The organism is Rhodococcus sp. JS3073, from assembly GCF_026810085.1.
GTDB lineage: Bacteria > Actinomycetota > Actinomycetes > Mycobacteriales > Mycobacteriaceae > Rhodococcus_F > Rhodococcus_F wratislaviensis.
Genome location: NZ_CP113952.1, coordinates 74,851 through 92,129 on the forward strand (window position 1 = coordinate 74,851; position 17,279 = coordinate 92,129).

Sequence of the window (17,279 nt, forward strand, 5' to 3'; positions counted from 1 at the left end):
TGCTGCGCAGAATGCTGAAAATCCGCGGCCGGTCTTGCCGAAAGCGTAAGCGGATGATCAACTATTCCACGTTCTGCATACAGAACTCATGTCGTACCGGCAGCCCGAACGCTGCCACCCCAGCTCCGGCCTCATCCCAGTCCGGCTGCCTTTTGCCACACGATCCGCCCGCTCACAACCTGAGCATGCCGATCCACGTTGGCGCCAGGATCCCACAGGCAAGGACGAACCCCATGAACGGCACCCGCACGCTCGACCTGAACACCCTGTCCGAACAGTCACCGACACCCGAGGCGCTTCGCGAGATCGAACGGCGCGTGCTGTGGCTGTCGACGGCGATGATTCACCACGCAAACCGGGTCCGCCCCAACCCGTCGGGGTTGAAGGTCGGTGGCCACCAGGCGTCGTGCGCCTCGATCGCGACCATCATGACGTCGCTGTGGTTCGAGCAGTTGCGCCCGGGTGACCGGGTGTCGGTCAAGCCGCACGCCTCCCCGGTGCTGCACGGCATCAACTACCTGCTCGGCGAGCTGGACGAAAAACACCTGACCACGCTGCGCGAATTCGGTGGGCTGCAGTCGTACCCGTCCCGGATCAAGGACCCGGACCCGGTGGACTACTCGACCGGGTCGGTGGGCATCGGTGCGACCGCCCCGATCTGGGGTGCCATCGCCCGCCGCTTCGTCGACACCCACATCGGCGGCGCCGGCACCGGTCGGCAGTACTCCCTCGTCGGCGACGCCGAACTGGACGAGGGCGCCGTGTGGGAGGCGATCCTCGATCACTCCGTCGCCGAACTCGGCGAGATCGTGTGGATCGTCGACCTGAACCGGCAGTCCCTGGACCGGGTGGTCCCCAACATCGCCGCCGGCCGCCTCGAATCCATGTTCTCCGCCGCCGGCTGGCAGGTGCTCACCGTCAAATTCGGGACCCTGCTCGAGTCGCTGTTCACCCGCCCCGGCGGGCCGGCGCTGCGCACCCGGATCCTGGACATGCCCAACCCCGAATACCAGCGGCTGCTGCGCTGTACCGCCGAGCAGCTGCGCGACCGGCTGCCCGGCGACGGCCCCGACTCGAGCGCGATCGCATCGTTGATCGCCGACCTGGACGACGCCACCCTCCTGGCCGCGATCCGCAACCTCGGTGGGCACGACCTCGACGCCCTGCGCGCGGCCTACGGGCAGATCGACGACACCCGCCCCACGGTGATCATCGCCTACACCATCAAGGGCCGCGGCCTGCCCACTCAGGGGCATCCGCAGAACCACTCGTCGCTGCTCACGGTGGAGCAGTACGAACAACTCGCCGCCGAGCTGGGGATGAACCCGAACAACCCATGGGCCCGGTTCGACCCGGACAGCACCGCCGGCCGGGTCTGCGCCGCCTCCGCCCATTGGTTGCAGCGTGAACCCATCGAGCTGACCACCCCGCCCGCCGTCCCCACCGACATCGGGCGCACCCCGTCCGGGACGTCCACCACCCAGGCGGCACTGGGTCGCGCGTTGCTGGACCTGTCCCGGCAGGCACCCGAGGCCGCCAAACGGGTGGTCACCATCAGCCCCGACGTCTCCTCGACCACCAACCTGGCCGGGTGGCTCAACAAGGTCGGGGTGTGGTCACCGAACGAGCGCCGCAACTGGTTCGACGACGACGCCGAAACCATCATGCACTGGCGGGAAAAGCCCACCGGGCAACACATGGAACTCGGCATCGCCGAAACCAACCTCGTCGGACTGATGGGGGAGCTCGGTGCCACCTGGAGTCGCTGGGGTCAGCCGCTGTTCCCGATCGGGGTGATGTACGACCCGTTCGTCGAACGCGCCCTCGAACCGTGGTCGTACGGGATCTATGCCGGCGGGCAGTCCATCCTGGTCGGCACCCCGTCCGGGGTGACCCTGGCCGCGGAGGGTGGGGCGCATCAGTCGATCAAGACCCCATCGATCGGACTCGAGCAACCCGGCTGCGTCAGCTTCGAACCGGCGTTCGCGATCGACACCGAGTGGGCCCTGCTCGACAGCATCTCCCGGCTGGGGCGCCCGGACGGGTCGTCATCGTATCTGCGCCTGTCGACCCGCCCGGTCGATCAGACCCTGGCGAATGTACCGTCGGATCCGGCGGCTCGGGAGCGTCGCCGCCGGCAGGTGGTCGCAGGCGCCTACACCCTGCGGCATGCTGACAATCCGGTGGTGACGTTGGTGGGGATGGGCGCGATGATCCCCGACACCCTCGCCGCCGCAAACCGGTTGGCCGAGCAGGGTATCGCCGCCGACGTGGTGTGCGTCACCAGCCCCGGACTACTGTTCCAGGCGGTCCAGGCCCGCCGGGGATTGGCCGACGGCCCGTCGTGGATTCTCGATCAGGTGTTCCCGGCGGAGCGGGCGGCACCGATGGTGACCGTCCTCGACGGGCACCCGCACACCCTGGCGTTCCTCACCGGCATCAACCAGGTGCGCGGGGCCGCGCTCGGTGTCAGCAAGTTCGGGCAGGTCGGCTCCCTCGACGACGTCTACCGCTACCACGGAATCGACACCGACAGCATCGTCCGCGCCGCCTTCGATCTCGTCGACTGACTAAGAGAGACAACACGAATGACTACGACACAGACCGGCACCACGGTGACGCTGCCCTCGCTCGGTGAGAACATCACCGAAGCCACCATCACCCGCTGGCTCAAAGCCCCCGGCGAGTACGTCGAGTTCGACGAACCCTTGCTCGAAGTCGCTACCGACAAGGTCGACACCGAGATCCCCTCCCCGATCGCTGGCACCCTGCTCGAAGTGCTCACACCGGAAGACGCATTAGTCGATGTCGGCGCGGCGGTGGCGGTTCTCGGTGCACGGCCGCCCGACGCCGCGGGTGCGCACGCCCAGAGCAGTGCACCCAGCCCTGCGCCTGCCCCCGAGTCCCCGGCAGCCCCAGCCGCGGCCGTCCAGGTCCCGGCTCCGGCGGCCCTGGCTCCGGCTACCCCGTCCGCGCCGGTACCCACTCCGCCGCCGGCACCGGAGTCCCCGGCGGCCGTGCCGCAGGCAGACAGCGGTGATCGGGTAGAGAAGCTGCCGCGTATTCGCCGCACGATCGCGCGGAGGATGATCGAGTCGCTGCAGACTTCGGCGCAACTGACCACGGTCGTCGAGGTCGATATCACCGCGATCGCCCGCCTGCGTACCCGCGAGAAGGAGGCCTTCCACACACGGACCGGGATGAAGCTGTCGTTCCTGCCGTTCTTTGTGGCGGCGGCCATGGAGGCGCTGACCGCGCACCCGGTGATCAACTCCTCGCTCGACGCCGACTGCACCGAGGTGACCTACCACGGTGCTGTGCACCTTGGCATGGCCGTCGACAGCGACAAAGGCCTGATGGTCCCTGTCATCCGCGATGCCAACGGGTTGCGGATCCCCGCACTCGCCCGGGCGATCGCCGGTGCCGCTGACAGTGTGCGCACCGGCGCCATCCGCCCCGACGACCTGTCCGGTGGCACGTTCACCATCACCAATACCGGCAGCCGTGGGGCGCTGTTCGACACCCCTATCGTCAACCAACCGCAATCAGCGATTCTCGGGATCGGAACCGTGGTCGAACGCCTCGTTCCCACCCGCGGCGAGAGCGGCGAACTGCGGATCGATGTTCGGTCGGTGGCCTACCTGTCGCTATCGTACGACCACCGCATCGTCGACGGCGCCGACGCCGCACGCTACCTGACAGCGGTCAAACGGCGACTCGAGAATGGCTTCCCAGTCGAGGACCTACAGTGACCGCCCCCTACTCGAAACTGCAGAGCGAACCGTTGAGTGGGTACGAACGGGAACTGCTCGCCTTCTCGGTCCGATGGGAACCCTACGGCGGTGGCGACGAATTCATCCTTCCGCACTTCGGAATCGGTCCGGCGCTATTCTATCGGCGGGTTCTCGATGCCCTGCGCCCCGTCCGCGACCACCAGCTCTCCCCCGACGAGCAGAAGCGGCTGCTTGATTTCTGCATACGAAAGCTCGACGCGCAGTATGGGATCGGCGGCGGCGCCGACTGCCTTGTGCAGTGCGAGAAGCAATGACGGTCACCGCTAAGCCACCGGCTCGCCTCCCGTATCTCTCTCGCGTCCCGATTCCGAAAGTCTCCTCCGGCCCGAATATCCGAGTGAAATTCCATGAACTCTCGTCAGTACCACCAGTATCGCCAGCGGCTGCGTGCCAGGTGGACCGATGCCCACCGCCCGCGCACGCATCCCGACTACGAGGGGGCGCGCCTCATCGAGTTCGCCAGAATGTGGGCCCCCTACGGAGGCGCCCCTGAGGGGGAGATCCTCGTCCACTTCGGCATGACCACGCACCGGTTCACCGAGCGATTGTGGCAGCTCATCCCCGAGTCCCACTGCAGCCACGACGAGGTGCGCAGTTTAACGAGCGCCTACCCGCGCCACCGGCGACCGCTCGGTTTCCCACCCTTTCGATATGCCCTCGGCGATCTGTCACGTGAACAACGCGGGTGAACGAGGGTGTGCGCTGGCCTCATCGAAGTCGGGGAAGGCATCAGAGCAGGAAAATTTGGTAGGAAGAGATGTGGAACCGCGAAAACGACACTGACATTCTCGACTTCGCGCTTCTCTGGGAACCTCTCGGAGGGCCCGCACCGGAAACCGTGACGGCCGCCTTCGCCATCGACATCAGCGAGTACACCCATCGACTCCGCAAGGCGGCGAGGACCCAGTTGACACGACTTCAGTACGGCGTCACATCTGCAGAGCACATCTACGGGTTGTCCGCCATGACAGACCTTGGTCGAGATCCCGCTGAAGCGCGCCGCACAACGTGACCAGATCTTCCTGGGATTCGTTGTTGACGAACCTTTGGCCGTCGAACTATCTATCTCGCGCGGCACCATGGTGCCGTACAAGATCACAGAGGGAACTGCACAGTGAGTACACCGATCGCTGACGTCGTCTCGATTCGAGCCGACCGACCGTCCGAAGACCGTCCTGCCCGCCCATCGCACGAGCGGGTGACCGGGGCCCAAGCGGTGATCCGGACGCTCGAGGAACTCGGCGTCGACTACGTCTTCGGCATCCCCGGCGGAGCGATCCTCCCCGTCTACGACCCGATGCTCGAATCCACGCGCATACGACACATACTGGTGCGGCACGAACAGGCCGGGGGCCACGCCGCCACCGGCTACGCACAAGCCACCGGCCGAGTCGGCGTCTGCATGGCCACCTCCGGACCCGGTGCCACCAACCTCGTCACCCCCCTTGCCGATGCCCAGATGGACTCCGTTCCCGTGGTCGCCATCACCGGACAGGTCCACTCCAGCCTGGTCGGTACCGACGCGTTCCAGGAAGCCGACATCTGCGGCATCACGATGCCGATCACCAAACACAACTACCTGGTCACCAACGCCGCCGACATTGCCCGCACCCTCGCCGAAGCGTTCCACATCGCCTCCACCGGTCGGCCGGGTGCGGTCCTCGTCGACATCCCGAAGGACGTCTTACAGGCACCGACCAGCTTTTCGTGGCCACCCGAGTTGCATCTGCCCGGATACCGGCCGGTGACCAAACCGCACGCCAAACAGATCCGAGCCGCCGCCGCACTCATCACGTCGTCGACCGCGCCCGTGCTGTATGTCGGCGGAGGGGTGGTCAAAGCCGACGCCGCCGTCGAACTCCTCGACCTCGCCGAACTCATCGGAATCCCGGTAGTGACCACCCTCATGGCCCGCGGCGCCTTCCCCGACAGCCACCCGCTGCATTACGGCATGCCCGGAATGCACGGCACCGTCGCCGCTGTCGCCGCAATGCAGAGAAGTGACCTGCTGATCGCACTGGGCGCCCGATTCGACGACCGGGTTACCGGCCACCTCGACTCGTTCGCCCCACACGCGAAAGTCATCCACGCCGACATCGACCCCGCCGAGATCGGCAAGAACCGACACGCCGACGTCCCGATCGTCGGTGACTGCCGCCGCATTCTCACTGAACTGCTCACCACCCTGCGCCATAGGTTCGAGACCTCACCCCCACCGGACCTGACCGGCTGGCGTGAGGTCTTGGACCGGATCCGCGGCCAATATCCCCTCAGCTACACCACACCGGCGAACGGAATGCTCTCACCGCAGTTCGTCATCGAAGCCGTCGGAAAAGCAGCAGGACCCGGCGCCATCTACGCGTCGGGGGTCGGTCAACACCAGATGTGGGCCGCGCACTTCGTCGGGTTCGAACAACCCCGCACCTGGCTCAACTCCGGCGGGCTGGGCACCATGGGATACGCCGTCCCCGCCGCGATCGGCGCGAAACTCGGAGCCCCCGACCGCGAAGTGTGGGCCATCGACGGCGACGGATGCTTCCAGATGACCAACCAGGAACTCGCCACCGCAGCCATCGAGGGCATTCCGATCAAGGTGGCGCTGATCAACAACGGCAGCCTCGGGATGGTCAAACAACTCCAAGCCCTCTTCTACGAAGAGCGGTACTCCAGTATCGATCTGGCCACCCATTCCCGCCGGATCCCCGACTTCGTCGCACTCGCCGAAGCCCTCGGATGCGCCGCCCTGCGCTGCGAACGCGAAGAAGACGTCGACCGCGTCATCGCCCAGGCCAGAACCATCAACGACAGACCGGTCGTCATCGACTTCATCGTCAGCGACGACGCTCTGGTCTGGCCCATGGTCGCCGCCGGCACCAGCAACGACCACATCATGGCCGCCAAAGGAATCCGCCCCCTCTTCGACGAGGAAGACTAATCTGGGGGGATTGTCCGGGGACCTGCGCAGGCCCCATTCGAGAGCACGAAACGGATCGCGCCCGAAGGTCGAATCCCTGATCTGTGAGTTGCACCGTCGTCACCACCGACACACGAATGAACCCTGGCGAGAGGCGACGAATCGCCAAGTTCGCATGGTCGGTGTACGGGAACAACCTTCGAACAGCCTGACCCGCCCAAGGCCGAGGTCGGGAACCTACTCCTGCATCTTTCTCGACCTTGCCGTAAACCACTCGAGGTCGCCAGCAAGCGTATGTCGCACTGCGCCAACAACGGCAGCACGAGCGCAACTTTCAAAGGTGTCTGAGCTTGAACGGAAGAAGCATCGTCGGCAAACGACTCACGAGATCATGGTCAGCACAATTGTCAATCTCAACCGGGCTCAAGCAGCGATCACCGAGTACCAGGGATGTCCGTCGATATGGAGGACTCTGTGCCCCTGGCGGATTCCGGGGCGATGGGCCCGCGGTCGCCAGGGCGGCTGCGGATCCTTGGATGGCCGTCGAGACGGCCTTGATCGCGGGGTGCGTGTCGCTGCCGACGCGGAGCGCGATCGACGTCGAGCTGGGCTCGTCGGCGAAGATCGTGAGGCTGCTCGGCATCCGGTGTGTCCGCCACAGCAGGCCGGGGAGAAACGCGTTGGCATGCCCCGCCGGCACCAGCTGAACATGGATGGAGAGGTTGGCCGCCTCGACGCGAATGTCGGTTTCGAAGCCGCTTCCCGGCACCGGGCGATGGCCTACTGTCCGCCCACGCTGCCTTCAGGTTCCATGACCCATGCGTCGTAGCGTGCGTGGCAAGGTCGAGCGAGGTGTTGTCCCCCGGCCGAGCGAGATTCAGGGGGTCGTGCCCGATCGGCAGTCGGGTCACCTCGGGTGGCACGGGGTACGGGTAGCCAGGAACTGCTCGGTGATCAACAGGTCTGAGTCGCGAGACAGCAGCGCAGGCAGTGCGTTGCTGGGCTTCGCCTCGATAACCTCAACACGCAGGCGTTTGTGCCTCAGTATGGCCAGCGCCGGGAACGATGGATTCGGCCACGGTCTGGAATGCGCCGACCCGGATCGGGCCTACAGGCTCGTGCACGGCTGCCGCGAGGTCGGCGCCTGCCGTTCCAGCTGCCTGGCGTGCCCGACTAGCACCTGCCCCTCGGCGGTAAGCCGGACTTGCGGCCCACTCTCTCGAGCAGTTTCACGCCGGTGGTCTCCAACCTGGCTCAGTTGCTGCGAGACGCCGGACGGGGGCCAAGCGTAGTGCGGCGGCTCCTGCCGCGATGGCCCCGAGCCGCTCCAGTTCGTGCAGGAGGCGCAGTCTCCGCAGGTCAAGAATAATAACCGCCAAAATCGGAAGAAGGAGTGACGCAATTACTTCACAATATTCACCTTGTGTGAATGATTAGTTAGTCCCCATACTCGTGACATCGATCACACGACGCGAACGTCTCGCGTCGAGATTATGGACGAAAGAGGAAAAGTGGCTACGCAATCGCACCAAAGCCAGCGCCGCGCGCTGCAAGCGAGCCTGGTGGGCAGCACGCTCGAATTCTACGATTACATCATCTTCGGCCTCGCGGCTGCGCTCGTATTCCCCCAGATTTTCTTCCCACACAGCTCCCCCGTTGCGGGCACGCTGAGTGCCTTCGCGACCTTCGCGGTCGGCTTTGTGGCACGCCCGATCGGCGCCGCCATCGCCGGTCACTTCGGCGACCGCATCGGCCGCCGCAAGGTGCTTCTCGTGACCCTGCTCGCCATGGGCGCGGCTACCGGAGGTATAGGCCTGCTGCCGACTTTCGATCAGGTCGGCATCTGGGCGCCCACGCTGCTCGTGGTTTGTCGCATCATCCAGGGCCTGTCGCTCGGCGGTGAGTGGAGCGGATCGGTACTGCTCGCAGTCGAGCAGGAGGGGGGTAGTAAGCGCAAGGGTTTCTTCGGAAGCATCCCGCAGGCGGGCGATCCACTTGGCCTGTTGCTCGCCAACGGCGCGTTCTGGCTCGCCAAGGCGTTCACCGACGACGAACAGTTCATATCGTGGGGCTGGCGCGTACCGTTCCTCGGTGGCCTCGTGATCATCGCCATCGGCATGTGGCTGCGACTGCGAATCACGGAAACCCCTGAGTTCGAGCAGCGAATGGAGACGACCGAGGCGGTACCCACCCCACTGCTGACGGTGCTGCGCCAGCAGCCCGTGACGTTCCTGCTCTCCATGGGCTGCCGGATCGGCAACGACGTGGCGTTCTACATCGTCACTGTCTTCGCCATCATCTATGTCAAGGAACAGAATCTGATGTCCGACTCGGTGATTCTGATGTCCACCATGTGCGCCGCCGGCCTCGCGGTCGTCACCACACCGCTCATGGGCATGCTCGCTGACCGCATCGGTGTGCGAAAGCTGGCCCTGTTCGGCCTGGTCGGACTCGCAATCGGCGTCGGAGCGTACTTCCCCCTGCTGAACACCGGCCGGCCCGGCCTTGCGATCGCCGCTGCGGTGTTCACCAATGGCATTGCCGCCAAGGCGGTCTGGGCCCCATACGCCAGCCTTCTCGCCTCGCTGTTCCCGCCGGAGACCAGGTTCAGCGGCATGGCCTTCAGCTTTCAGCTGGCCGGCATCGTCGGCGGCGGCATTGCCCCGTTCGTTGCGGCCATGTTGCTCGACACGACCGGCTCGTCCACAGCAATCACGATTTACGGCCTGATCGCAGTTGGCATCAGCATCTTCTGCGTCGCGACAGTTCGCGGCTACAACCAGCCTAAGCGAAAGCCGGCAGAGGGCTCGCCAGCACCGGTTGCTGCCGTCCACTGATTGCCCGAAACGATTGCTAAGAAAAGAGATTGGTATGACCACCGCAACAGCATCCATCCCGACCCTCCCCCAGTTCGACGACATCACGGTCGCACGCCTGCAGCGGCTGCAGGCTCAACTCGCCGAGTCCGATTTCGATGCGCTCGTGTGCTGCGGCTTCGAGAACATTCAGTACGCCACGGGCTACCGCAGCGCGCCCGGTGTCAACCGCCGGGCCCAGCGGATGGCGGCAATCGTCACGACGAACACGGTCCTGCTTGTGGGGGGCACCGCCGAATCGGCGCCCGCAATCGCTGGCGGCTTCGCTCCGGACCGCTACATCCCGTATGGCACGTTCTTTTTCGACTCGATCGTCGACGATCACCCCGCATTGCAGACGGCGCCCCAGCAGGCCTCACTCGGCTCCGCAGTGGCCTACGCCGCTCGGCTGATCTCCTCGGCAGGTGTCGTGGGAGTCGACAATGAGGATTGCTCGATCGAGGTCAGAGATGCCCTTGTGAATGCACTTCCCGGGGCATCCTTCCGCAACGCCAGCGGCTGGCTGCAGTCCGTTCGGAGCATCAAACTCCCCGGCGAGGTCGATCGACTCCGCCATGCTGCGCGACTTGCCGAGAATGGGGTCACCGCGGCGATCGAGGCGGCGAGGCCTGGGGTTACTGAGAACGAACTGGCCGCGATCGTCGCACGCACCATGTCCGAGGGGGGTGCCATCCCAAAGTTCATCACCCTCACCACCGGCGTCCGGTCGGCACTGGCGGATGAGTTCTCGACCGATGCGGTAGTTCGAGAGGGAGATTTGCTTCGCTTCGATATCGGCTGCGACTACGACGGTTACCGCTCCGATATCGGTCGCACCGCAGTCATCGGTGAGCCGACGGCCCTGCAAAGTGATCGCTATGCCGCCATCCTCGCCGGCGAGTTGCGCGAGATCGAGATCGCCGCACCGGGAGTGCCTGCGGCACAGCTGTTCAACGAGGCCATCGAAACCGTCGAGGCGGCCGGCGTGATCAAGCCGTATCGGCGCCAGCACGCCGGGCACGGGATCGGCCAGCAGATCTACGAGGGCTTCCGGGTGGCGTCCGACGAAACCCACGTACTCGAGGTTGGGAACGTACTCTGCGTGGAGACGCCCTACTATGTGCTCGGCTGGGGCGGCATGATGGTCGAAGACACCCTGGTGATTACGGAGGACGGCTGCGAGAGCCTCACAATCAGCACCCGAGACCTGCGGGTCGTCTCGTGACCAGCCCCTACACCGGAAAAATGGCCTGTCCACGCTGCGCGAGGCTAGTCGCAGAGGAGTTCGGGGTCGGGGGCTGCCGGTCGTGTGCGGCAGACGGAGTCCCCGTTAACCTGCACACCAATTTCTTGGACTACGACCCAGTAGCGTCGGCCGATCCCAACGAGCCGGGGATCTTCCGTTGGCGCGCAGGCTATCCGATCGCACCCACTTCTCGTCCCGTCAGCCTGGGTGAGGGGAACACGCCCGCTTTCCGATCTGAGGCGCTAGCGAAACATCTCGGCGTGCGCTCGGTCATTCTCAAGGATGAGAGTCAAAACCCCACGTCGTCATACAAGGATCGCCTGGCCGCCGTCGCCATCACCAAAGCAGTCGAGATGGGGGCACGAACAGTAGTAGTTGCCTCCACCGGAAACCACGGAGCCGCTGCAGCGGCGTACGCTGCCGCGGCGGGCCTTGAGTGCGTGGTACTCGCCGCGCGCAGCGCCTCCGTACTCATGGTGGAGCAGATGCGCGTCTATGGAGCGCGGGTCATTGCGCTGCCGACCATTCCGGATCGATGGACCGTGATGCGTGCGGGGATCGAGGAGTTCGGCTGGTTTCCGGTCTCCGGCTATTCCGGGCCGCCGATCGGCTCGCCACCATACGGCATCGAGGGGTACAAATCGATCGCGTTCGAACTGTTCGAGCAGCTCGGCGGTTCGCCGTCGAAGGTCATCGTGCCCACCGCGTACGGTGATGGGCTGACAGGTATCGCACGTGGCTTCGAAGAACTCCGTGCCGTCGGCCACATCGACGCCCTGCCACGCATGATCGCCGCGGAAGCCCTCGGCCCGCACGCACGGGGGATCCGCAACGACTGCGGGGACGTTGTCCCAGAGATCGAGCGGCGACCGACGCTCGCGTTCTCCGCGGGAACGCCGGTCGGGACATACCAGACGCTCGCGACGATCCGTCGGACCGAAGGGGCCGCGGCCGGACCGGTTTCCGACCGCGAAATACTTGATGCACAGGCACTCATCGCCCGTACAACTGGAATCTATGCCGAGACCACGTCGGCGATGAGCCTTGCTGTGGCTGTACAGCTGCGCGATTCTGGGGCACTCAGCGGCAAGGACCAGATCGTCCTGGTCATCACCTCGAGTGGACTGAAGTCAGCGGCCGAGACGAGTGCCCAGCGGGCTGATATCCCTGTGATTGAACCGACCATCACCGCGCTGCGGACGGTCCTGTAGGGCAGTTCCGACAGCGGTTAATGGCGGCGACAGACCGTATGTTCGGTCCGACCGCTGTGGATATCAGCGGCCGGACCGAACAGGTCCTTCACCTTTGAACGAGCGAAGGATCGTCCGGGGGTGACTCGCCCCAAAGCGACTCCACGGCCATGTTGAGAGCGGTCTGCGACAGACGCCAGCGCCGCAGCCCACACCTCGTGCTGGTCGTCGACCGGCACGATCCTCAACAGCTGATCCTTGGGTAGTCGAACAAGAACAGGACAAGGACCATCTTAAAACCGCCATAGATGCGCATTGACGCAACTAAGTACGGCCGCTAGCACATACGCGGCTGCGCGACAGACGCTTTGGAATTTCGCTGTCGAGCGATCGGACCACCCTCCGGGGACTCCCCGCGCCGGGACGGGGACGCGACGAGCGGGAACCTTGACCATCACCACCACTTCCTTCACGCTTGATGGTCGTCCTCATGCGGACGGTTGCTCACCTCCCACGCGTGCGGCGTTAGACTCGGTTGCCGCAACGTGAGCCGGGAGATCTGCAGCCAACGCGTGCCCCGGCATCCGATGTGGGTCAGCACTTCATGCGTCCGAGGCTACGGAGGCAAGCAGGACGACGAGGCCGGCGTGACGGTCCTCGGTGACGCTCGCCGACGGTGCCGTTTTCGGGGAACAGCTGCTCACCTGACCGTTCGGTGGACCCCAGGTCGGCGTCGAACCGATTACCACCGCTGCGGTTCAGAACCAACACGTACCCACCGCTGACACCGCCTCCAGGTGAGATGTCTTGCGCGGCCCACCAACCCCCCAACCGGCCCAGCCGGGCGCAGGGGTACCCCGTTCCTTGGCCACCCCGAAGAGCGCGGTCGGGTCTACCGTTGTTCGGTGGTTACTACCGAGCACCATCGTTGCAGCTGCTTGACAGAAACCATGTAGAGACACCCGTCGAGAGGTTCACCGCCGGGGGTATCCTGATAATTTTCCGCCACCACGTCCGGGAGGTCGCTGCATGGACGCCTGGAGTATCCGAGACTTCGCACCCGAAGACCTCGACGCAGTGGTCCGCATGGACACCGACTCCACTACGACGGACCAACCGCCACTGTTCGGACTGTCGGATGTGGTGTCGAGCCTGTCGAACCACCACCCGGCCGTGGTCGCAGTAATTGACGGGAAGGTGGTCGGGACCGCGATCAGCCGCGTCGACGAGGACCGTGCATGGATCGTGCGCATCTCCCTCCACCCCGACTGGCGCCACCGCGGCCTCGGCAGCGCCCTGCTCTCGCAACTCGAGCACCGACTCCTCGCCAAAGGAGTACGGCGCCTGTCCGCTCTCCTCCCGGACGGCGAGACCGGCGCGGCCGCCCTGACCAACTCCAGCTTCCGAGCGCGCAGCGGCGTCACCTACTACGAAAAGACCGAAACCGTGTCACCACAGACGGCGGCCGTCCTCACCCGCCTCGGCGGCGGAGTCCCACCGGCCGGACTGTAAAAACAGGTAGCGGGCATGACCGACGAGAAATCCCTCATCGAACGCCGCATCGTTCTGCCACTGTCGCGACCCGCGCTCGCCGCCGACCACGGCGTGACAGCGCCGCGAGCCGTGGTGCTCTTCGGTCCGCCGGGGACGGGCAAGACGACCTTCGCCCGAGCCATCGCCAGCCGCCTCGGCTGGCCCTTCGTCGAACTGTTCCCCTCCCGGCTCGCGACGAACGGAAACGGACTCGCCGTCGGCATCGGTGACGCATTCGCCTCGCTCGACGAACTCCAGCACGTCGTCGTCTTCATCGATGAGGTCGAGGAAGTCGCCTCCCGGCGACACCCCGGCTCACCATCCGTCGGCGTGGTCAACGAACTGCTCAAATCGATCGTCACCTTCCGAGAGCGCGGCGGCCGGCTCCTGGTATGCGCCACCAACTCCGTTCGAGCACTCGACGAGGCGTTCCTGCGACACGGCCGGTTCGACTACGTATTACCCATCGGCGCACCCGACGCAGACGCCCGGCACGCCCTGTGGGAGCGCTACCTCGGCAACGAGGACGTCGACGTATCCGCACTCGTCGCCGCCACCGACGGCTACACGCCCGCCGACGTCGCCCACGCGGCACGGACCGCCGCGCAAGCGACCTTCGAGTGCAGTGTCGACTCCGGCGGCCGCTGCCACGCCAGCACCCAGGACTACCTCGACGTCATCAGCACCGTCCGCCCCACCCTCACCCCGAACATGATGAGCGAATTCACCGAAGACATCGACAACCACGCCCGCACCTGAACCCGACACATACGCCACCACCCTCATGTCGCACTAAACGCTGGGCGGGTCCTGAGCAGCGGCCGATACGGTCCCTCCGCTCGCCGAGGTCCGTGTCGTCGAGGACGTGGGCGAAGTACGGATACAGGTCTCCGGGTCATCGCGTCGGTGCCCCGTCCGGCACTAGCGCACCGACCACTCGATCCCGAGATGCTCAGGTAGCCTTCCGATGTCGGCCGCCGGATGCGCGGTCGTGCTGACCGACAAGTCGGCCCCGGGAGCATCCTCCGGCGGTCTCCGCCCGCATCCGCGTCGATCGAACCGCACCGCTCGAAATGCAGCCGGGTCGAAGAATCTGGGCCCCAGGTGCACGACCGCGTCCCGGTCCACCGTGCAGATACCCACCGCAGTTTTGACAGGGTTTCCGAGATACTCGACGTGTTCGTTTCCGACCACTCGATCATCCGCCGCGCCACGACGCCGCTCGGGACCCGAGGTGTCCGCGATGCAGGCGTGGCTCGCGTCCTGTGCGATTGCGTGCGGACCGGTCACCGTCGACGTTCTCGACGTCCGCCCGGTTTGCGACCCGCCGCCCAGCGGGCCACGCGCTGTCAGCATCTGGCCATCGCGGCGATCCGCAGGGCGCGGGTGCGGGATTGGTGCGCGATCATGAGAAGCCGTGCGTGCTCGGCGTGGCCCTCGTGGACGGCGGCCAGGATATCGCGGTGCTCGGTTTCGATCTGCTGCAGATTCGATTCGGCCTGCGCTTCTTCCGCGTCGTACACCCGAAGCTGGGCGTCGAGTCGATCCATCAATTCGGCGATCGTCTGGTTGTGTGCAGCGCTGCGCAGCGCACCGTGCCATTCGTTGTGAAGGGCCAGGCTGGTGGCGGGGTCGGGGGTTTCGACGGCCTGGTCCGATATGTCTGACACCCAGGTCGCACCGCGCCGCGGCGCCACCTCACCTCCCGGCGACCGCCCGTCGGCGCCGCGCCGCCGCCGGCCCGCGGTGCTGTTGCCGTGGGTGGTTCCGGTTCTGCTGATCCTCGGCTGGCAGTGGGCGTCGTCGACCGGCGCGATATCCCCGTCGATCCTTCCCCCGCCCAGCACGGTGCTCGCCACCGCGGATCAGCTGTGGACGTCGGGCGAACTGCAGTGGCATCTTCTGGTGAGTGTGCGCCGGATCCTGATCGGGTTCACCCTCGGCGCCTCCCTCGGCCTGCTGCTCGGCTTCCTCGTCGGGCTCTCGAAGATCGCGGAGGGGCTCGTCGACCGCACCCTGCAGATGCTGCGGGCGCTGCCACACCTCGCGCTGGTGCCGCTGCTGATCGCCGCGTTCGGCATCGGGGAACTGCCGAAGATCGTCCTCGTCATGCTCGGCGTGATCTTCCCCGTCTACCTCAACACCGTCGCGGGTATCCGTACCGTGCGCAGGTGCATCATGATTCGCTGCCGCTCCAGCAGGCTGAGAGCGCGAGTCAAGCTGGCATCCTCAACCGACCCTGGCAGCGACACCCGACGTCCTTATTCCGCGCAGACACCTTCCCTGCCGCCGACGCAGTTCTCCGTCACGCTTCGATGGTGCCGCTCCACGGCGGGAAGCTGGCGACCCCACATCGTGGCGCCGCCAGCTTCCCGTGCATGAACCCGCTCCTGCGGAACGCAAAACGGAATCACTCCGGCGCCACCGGAGTTTGAGTACAGATCATACTAAGCGACTTGAAACGGCGGAATCAGTAGCGGCTAGGTACAAATGCGGATTCCCATCCGTAGCCGAACCTGCATTCTGGAGGTGAGCCGGCTGGCTGGCGTCGGTAGACCAAACAAGTGGAGGTAAGCGTCACATGCGATTCATCTTGATGTCTGAGTGTGGTACGCGTCGCGGCACGACACATCATCGTCGATACTTCGACATGATTGAGGAAGCCGTATTCGCCGAGGAGATGGGCTTTTACGGCTGGGGAACGTCCGAGCATCATTTCTTCAATGACATCGCCGTCACACCGTCTCCAGAGTGCCTGTACACGGCTGTTGCACTGAAAACTAACCGCATCCGCCTTCGGTACATGAGCAGGCTGGTTTCCGCTATTCATCCCATCCTCATTGCGGAACAAACAGCGGTGACGGACATCCTTTCCAACGGCCGTATCGAGCTCGGAACGGCGCGCGGCAACACTTTGCTTCAGTTGGACGCTTTCGGTGTGTCACTGGAGGAGACAAAGGGCCGCTCCGAAGAGGCCCTCGAGCTCATCGTACGAGCACTGAGCAATGACACCTTCAGTCACGAGGGTAAGTACTGGGGCACAATTCCGGAACGACGATTGTCGCCCAAGAGCCTTCAAGAGCCCCATCCCCCCTTGTACAAGATTGCACAGGGCGCAGAATCTGCGGCCGATGCTCGGCGGCGGGGGCTGGGCATGATCACCTCAGACCTGTATCTCGGCTGGGACACGCTCGGAACCTACCTGGACGCGTACAACAACGTTCCGGCAGACGATATTAACCCCGTGGGAAAGTATGTCGTGAAATCGGCTGCAAGCAGTGTAATGACCGCCCGCTGCGCGAAGACCAACGACGAGGCTCTGGCTCATGCAGAAGATGATCTACTCATGTTCGCTCAGATGATCATCAACGATGTGTACGTCCAACTCGCGGAGCGCTCCCCCGAGCAGTATGGCGGTTTCACCCGTTTCGCCGAACTCAGAGAGCATGCTGACGATGCGGCTTGGCTCCGTGAGTGCGGACCAACCGTTCTGGTCGGCGACCCCGAACACTGCGTGCAGCAGGTGCAGCGCACAGCGGAGATGGGCGCCGATGAAATCATCCTTCGCATCGATGGCGGAACTCACGACGAGATTATGCAGTCGATCGAGCATTTCGGTCGCTACGTCATTCCGTACTTCAGCAACCCGGGTGGTGTTCTCCGCAGCGGGCCTGTCGGATTGCTGCCCGGTGACCCTCGCCAGGTCGCCAGCTATGAGAAGACCGCTGTGTCAGGGAATGCCTAGCC

12 protein-coding genes and 1 pseudogene are annotated in these 17,279 nt (G+C 65.0%); 12 read left to right on the forward strand and 1 reads right to left on the reverse strand.

The features are described 5' to 3' along the window. Positions 1 to 233: 233 nt before the first annotated feature. The 10 genes and pseudogenes from OYT95_RS38400 (at position 234) to OYT95_RS38445 (ending at position 14,291) form a co-directional block, all read left to right on the forward strand. On the forward strand, positions 234 to 2,570 hold the full coding sequence (locus tag OYT95_RS38400) for a transketolase-like TK C-terminal-containing protein (RefSeq protein WP_268792839.1): 2,337 nt from the start codon (positions 234 to 236) through the stop codon (positions 2,568 to 2,570). A gap of 18 nt (positions 2,571 to 2,588) precedes the next feature. Further along, positions 2,589 to 3,752 carry a 2-oxo acid dehydrogenase subunit E2 gene (locus tag OYT95_RS38405; RefSeq protein WP_268792840.1) on the forward strand — a complete coding sequence of 388 codons (1,164 nt, stop codon included), beginning with the start codon at positions 2,589 to 2,591 and terminating at the stop codon, positions 3,750 to 3,752. After that, complete coding sequence (locus OYT95_RS38410) at positions 3,749 to 4,048, forward strand: hypothetical protein (RefSeq protein ID WP_037240319.1); 300 nt, start codon at positions 3,749 to 3,751, stop codon at positions 4,046 to 4,048. The genes OYT95_RS38405 and OYT95_RS38410 overlap by 4 nt, the downstream gene beginning before the upstream one ends. Positions 4,049 to 4,141: 93 nt before the next feature. Continuing rightward, positions 4,142 to 4,483, forward strand: a complete 342-nt coding sequence (locus OYT95_RS38415) for a hypothetical protein (protein WP_268792841.1) — start codon at positions 4,142 to 4,144, stop codon at positions 4,481 to 4,483. 455 nt (positions 4,484 to 4,938) lie between these two features. Beyond that, positions 4,939 to 6,729, forward strand: coding sequence for an acetolactate synthase large subunit (locus OYT95_RS38420; protein ID WP_268793269.1), 1,791 nt, complete (start codon positions 4,939 to 4,941; stop codon positions 6,727 to 6,729). Between the two features lie 515 nt (positions 6,730 to 7,244). After that, on the forward strand, positions 7,245 to 7,415 hold the full coding sequence (locus tag OYT95_RS38425; RefSeq protein WP_268792842.1) for a hypothetical protein: 171 nt from the start codon (positions 7,245 to 7,247) through the stop codon (positions 7,413 to 7,415). Positions 7,416 to 8,219: 804 nt separating this feature from the next. Then, positions 8,220 to 9,545 carry an MFS transporter gene (locus OYT95_RS38430; protein WP_268792843.1) on the forward strand — a complete coding sequence of 442 codons (1,326 nt, stop codon included), beginning with the start codon at positions 8,220 to 8,222 and terminating at the stop codon, positions 9,543 to 9,545. After that, positions 9,529 to 10,788 (forward strand): M24 family metallopeptidase, encoded by a 1,260-nt coding sequence (locus OYT95_RS38435; RefSeq protein ID WP_268792844.1) that lies wholly within the window; start codon positions 9,529 to 9,531, stop codon positions 10,786 to 10,788. The genes OYT95_RS38430 and OYT95_RS38435 overlap by 17 nt, the downstream gene beginning before the upstream one ends. 125 nt (positions 10,789 to 10,913) lie before the next feature. Further along, the gene (locus OYT95_RS38440) at positions 10,914 to 12,020 is read left to right on the forward strand and encodes a pyridoxal-phosphate dependent enzyme (protein WP_268792845.1); all 1,107 of its coding nucleotides are present in this window, start codon (positions 10,914 to 10,916) and stop codon (positions 12,018 to 12,020) included. Positions 12,021 to 13,028: 1,008 nt separating this feature from the next. Further along, positions 13,029 to 14,291: pseudogene (locus tag OYT95_RS38445) on the forward strand (ATP-binding protein). Between the two features lie 590 nt (positions 14,292 to 14,881). Here the strand turns inward: OYT95_RS38445 and OYT95_RS38455 are convergent. Beyond that, positions 14,882 to 15,202 (reverse strand): FCD domain-containing protein, encoded by a 321-nt coding sequence (locus tag OYT95_RS38455; RefSeq protein ID WP_268792846.1) that lies wholly within the window; start codon positions 15,200 to 15,202, stop codon positions 14,882 to 14,884. Between OYT95_RS38455 and OYT95_RS38460 the strand changes: the two genes are divergently transcribed. Together OYT95_RS38460 and OYT95_RS38465 are read left to right on the forward strand one after the other, a co-directional pair. Beyond that, the gene (locus OYT95_RS38460) at positions 15,192 to 15,914 is read left to right on the forward strand and encodes an ABC transporter permease (RefSeq protein WP_268792847.1); all 723 of its coding nucleotides are present in this window, start codon (positions 15,192 to 15,194) and stop codon (positions 15,912 to 15,914) included. The genes OYT95_RS38455 and OYT95_RS38460 overlap by 11 nt on opposite strands. A 199-nt stretch (positions 15,915 to 16,113) precedes the next feature. Then, entirely contained in the window at positions 16,114 to 17,277 is a 1,164-nt protein-coding gene (locus OYT95_RS38465; protein ID WP_081315550.1) for an LLM class flavin-dependent oxidoreductase, read from the forward strand. The last annotated feature ends 2 nt before the right edge of the window (positions 17,278 to 17,279 follow it).

Excerpts from the sequence above, each read along its gene's own strand:
- OYT95_RS38400 (WP_268792839.1), top strand. The coding sequence starts at position 234 with ATGAACGGCACCCGCACGCTCGACCTGAACACCCTGTCCGAACAGTCA.
- OYT95_RS38405 (WP_268792840.1), top strand. The coding sequence starts at position 2,589 with ATGACTACGACACAGACCGGCACCACGGTGACGCTGCCCTCGCTCGGT.
- OYT95_RS38415 (WP_268792841.1), top strand. The coding sequence starts at position 4,142 with ATGAACTCTCGTCAGTACCACCAGTATCGCCAGCGGCTGCGTGCCAGG.
- OYT95_RS38425 (WP_268792842.1), top strand. The coding sequence starts at position 7,245 with ATGGCCGTCGAGACGGCCTTGATCGCGGGGTGCGTGTCGCTGCCGACG.
- OYT95_RS38460 (WP_268792847.1), top strand. The coding sequence starts at position 15,192 with ATGTCTGACACCCAGGTCGCACCGCGCCGCGGCGCCACCTCACCTCCC.
- OYT95_RS38465 (WP_081315550.1), top strand. The coding sequence starts at position 16,114 with ATGCGATTCATCTTGATGTCTGAGTGTGGTACGCGTCGCGGCACGACA.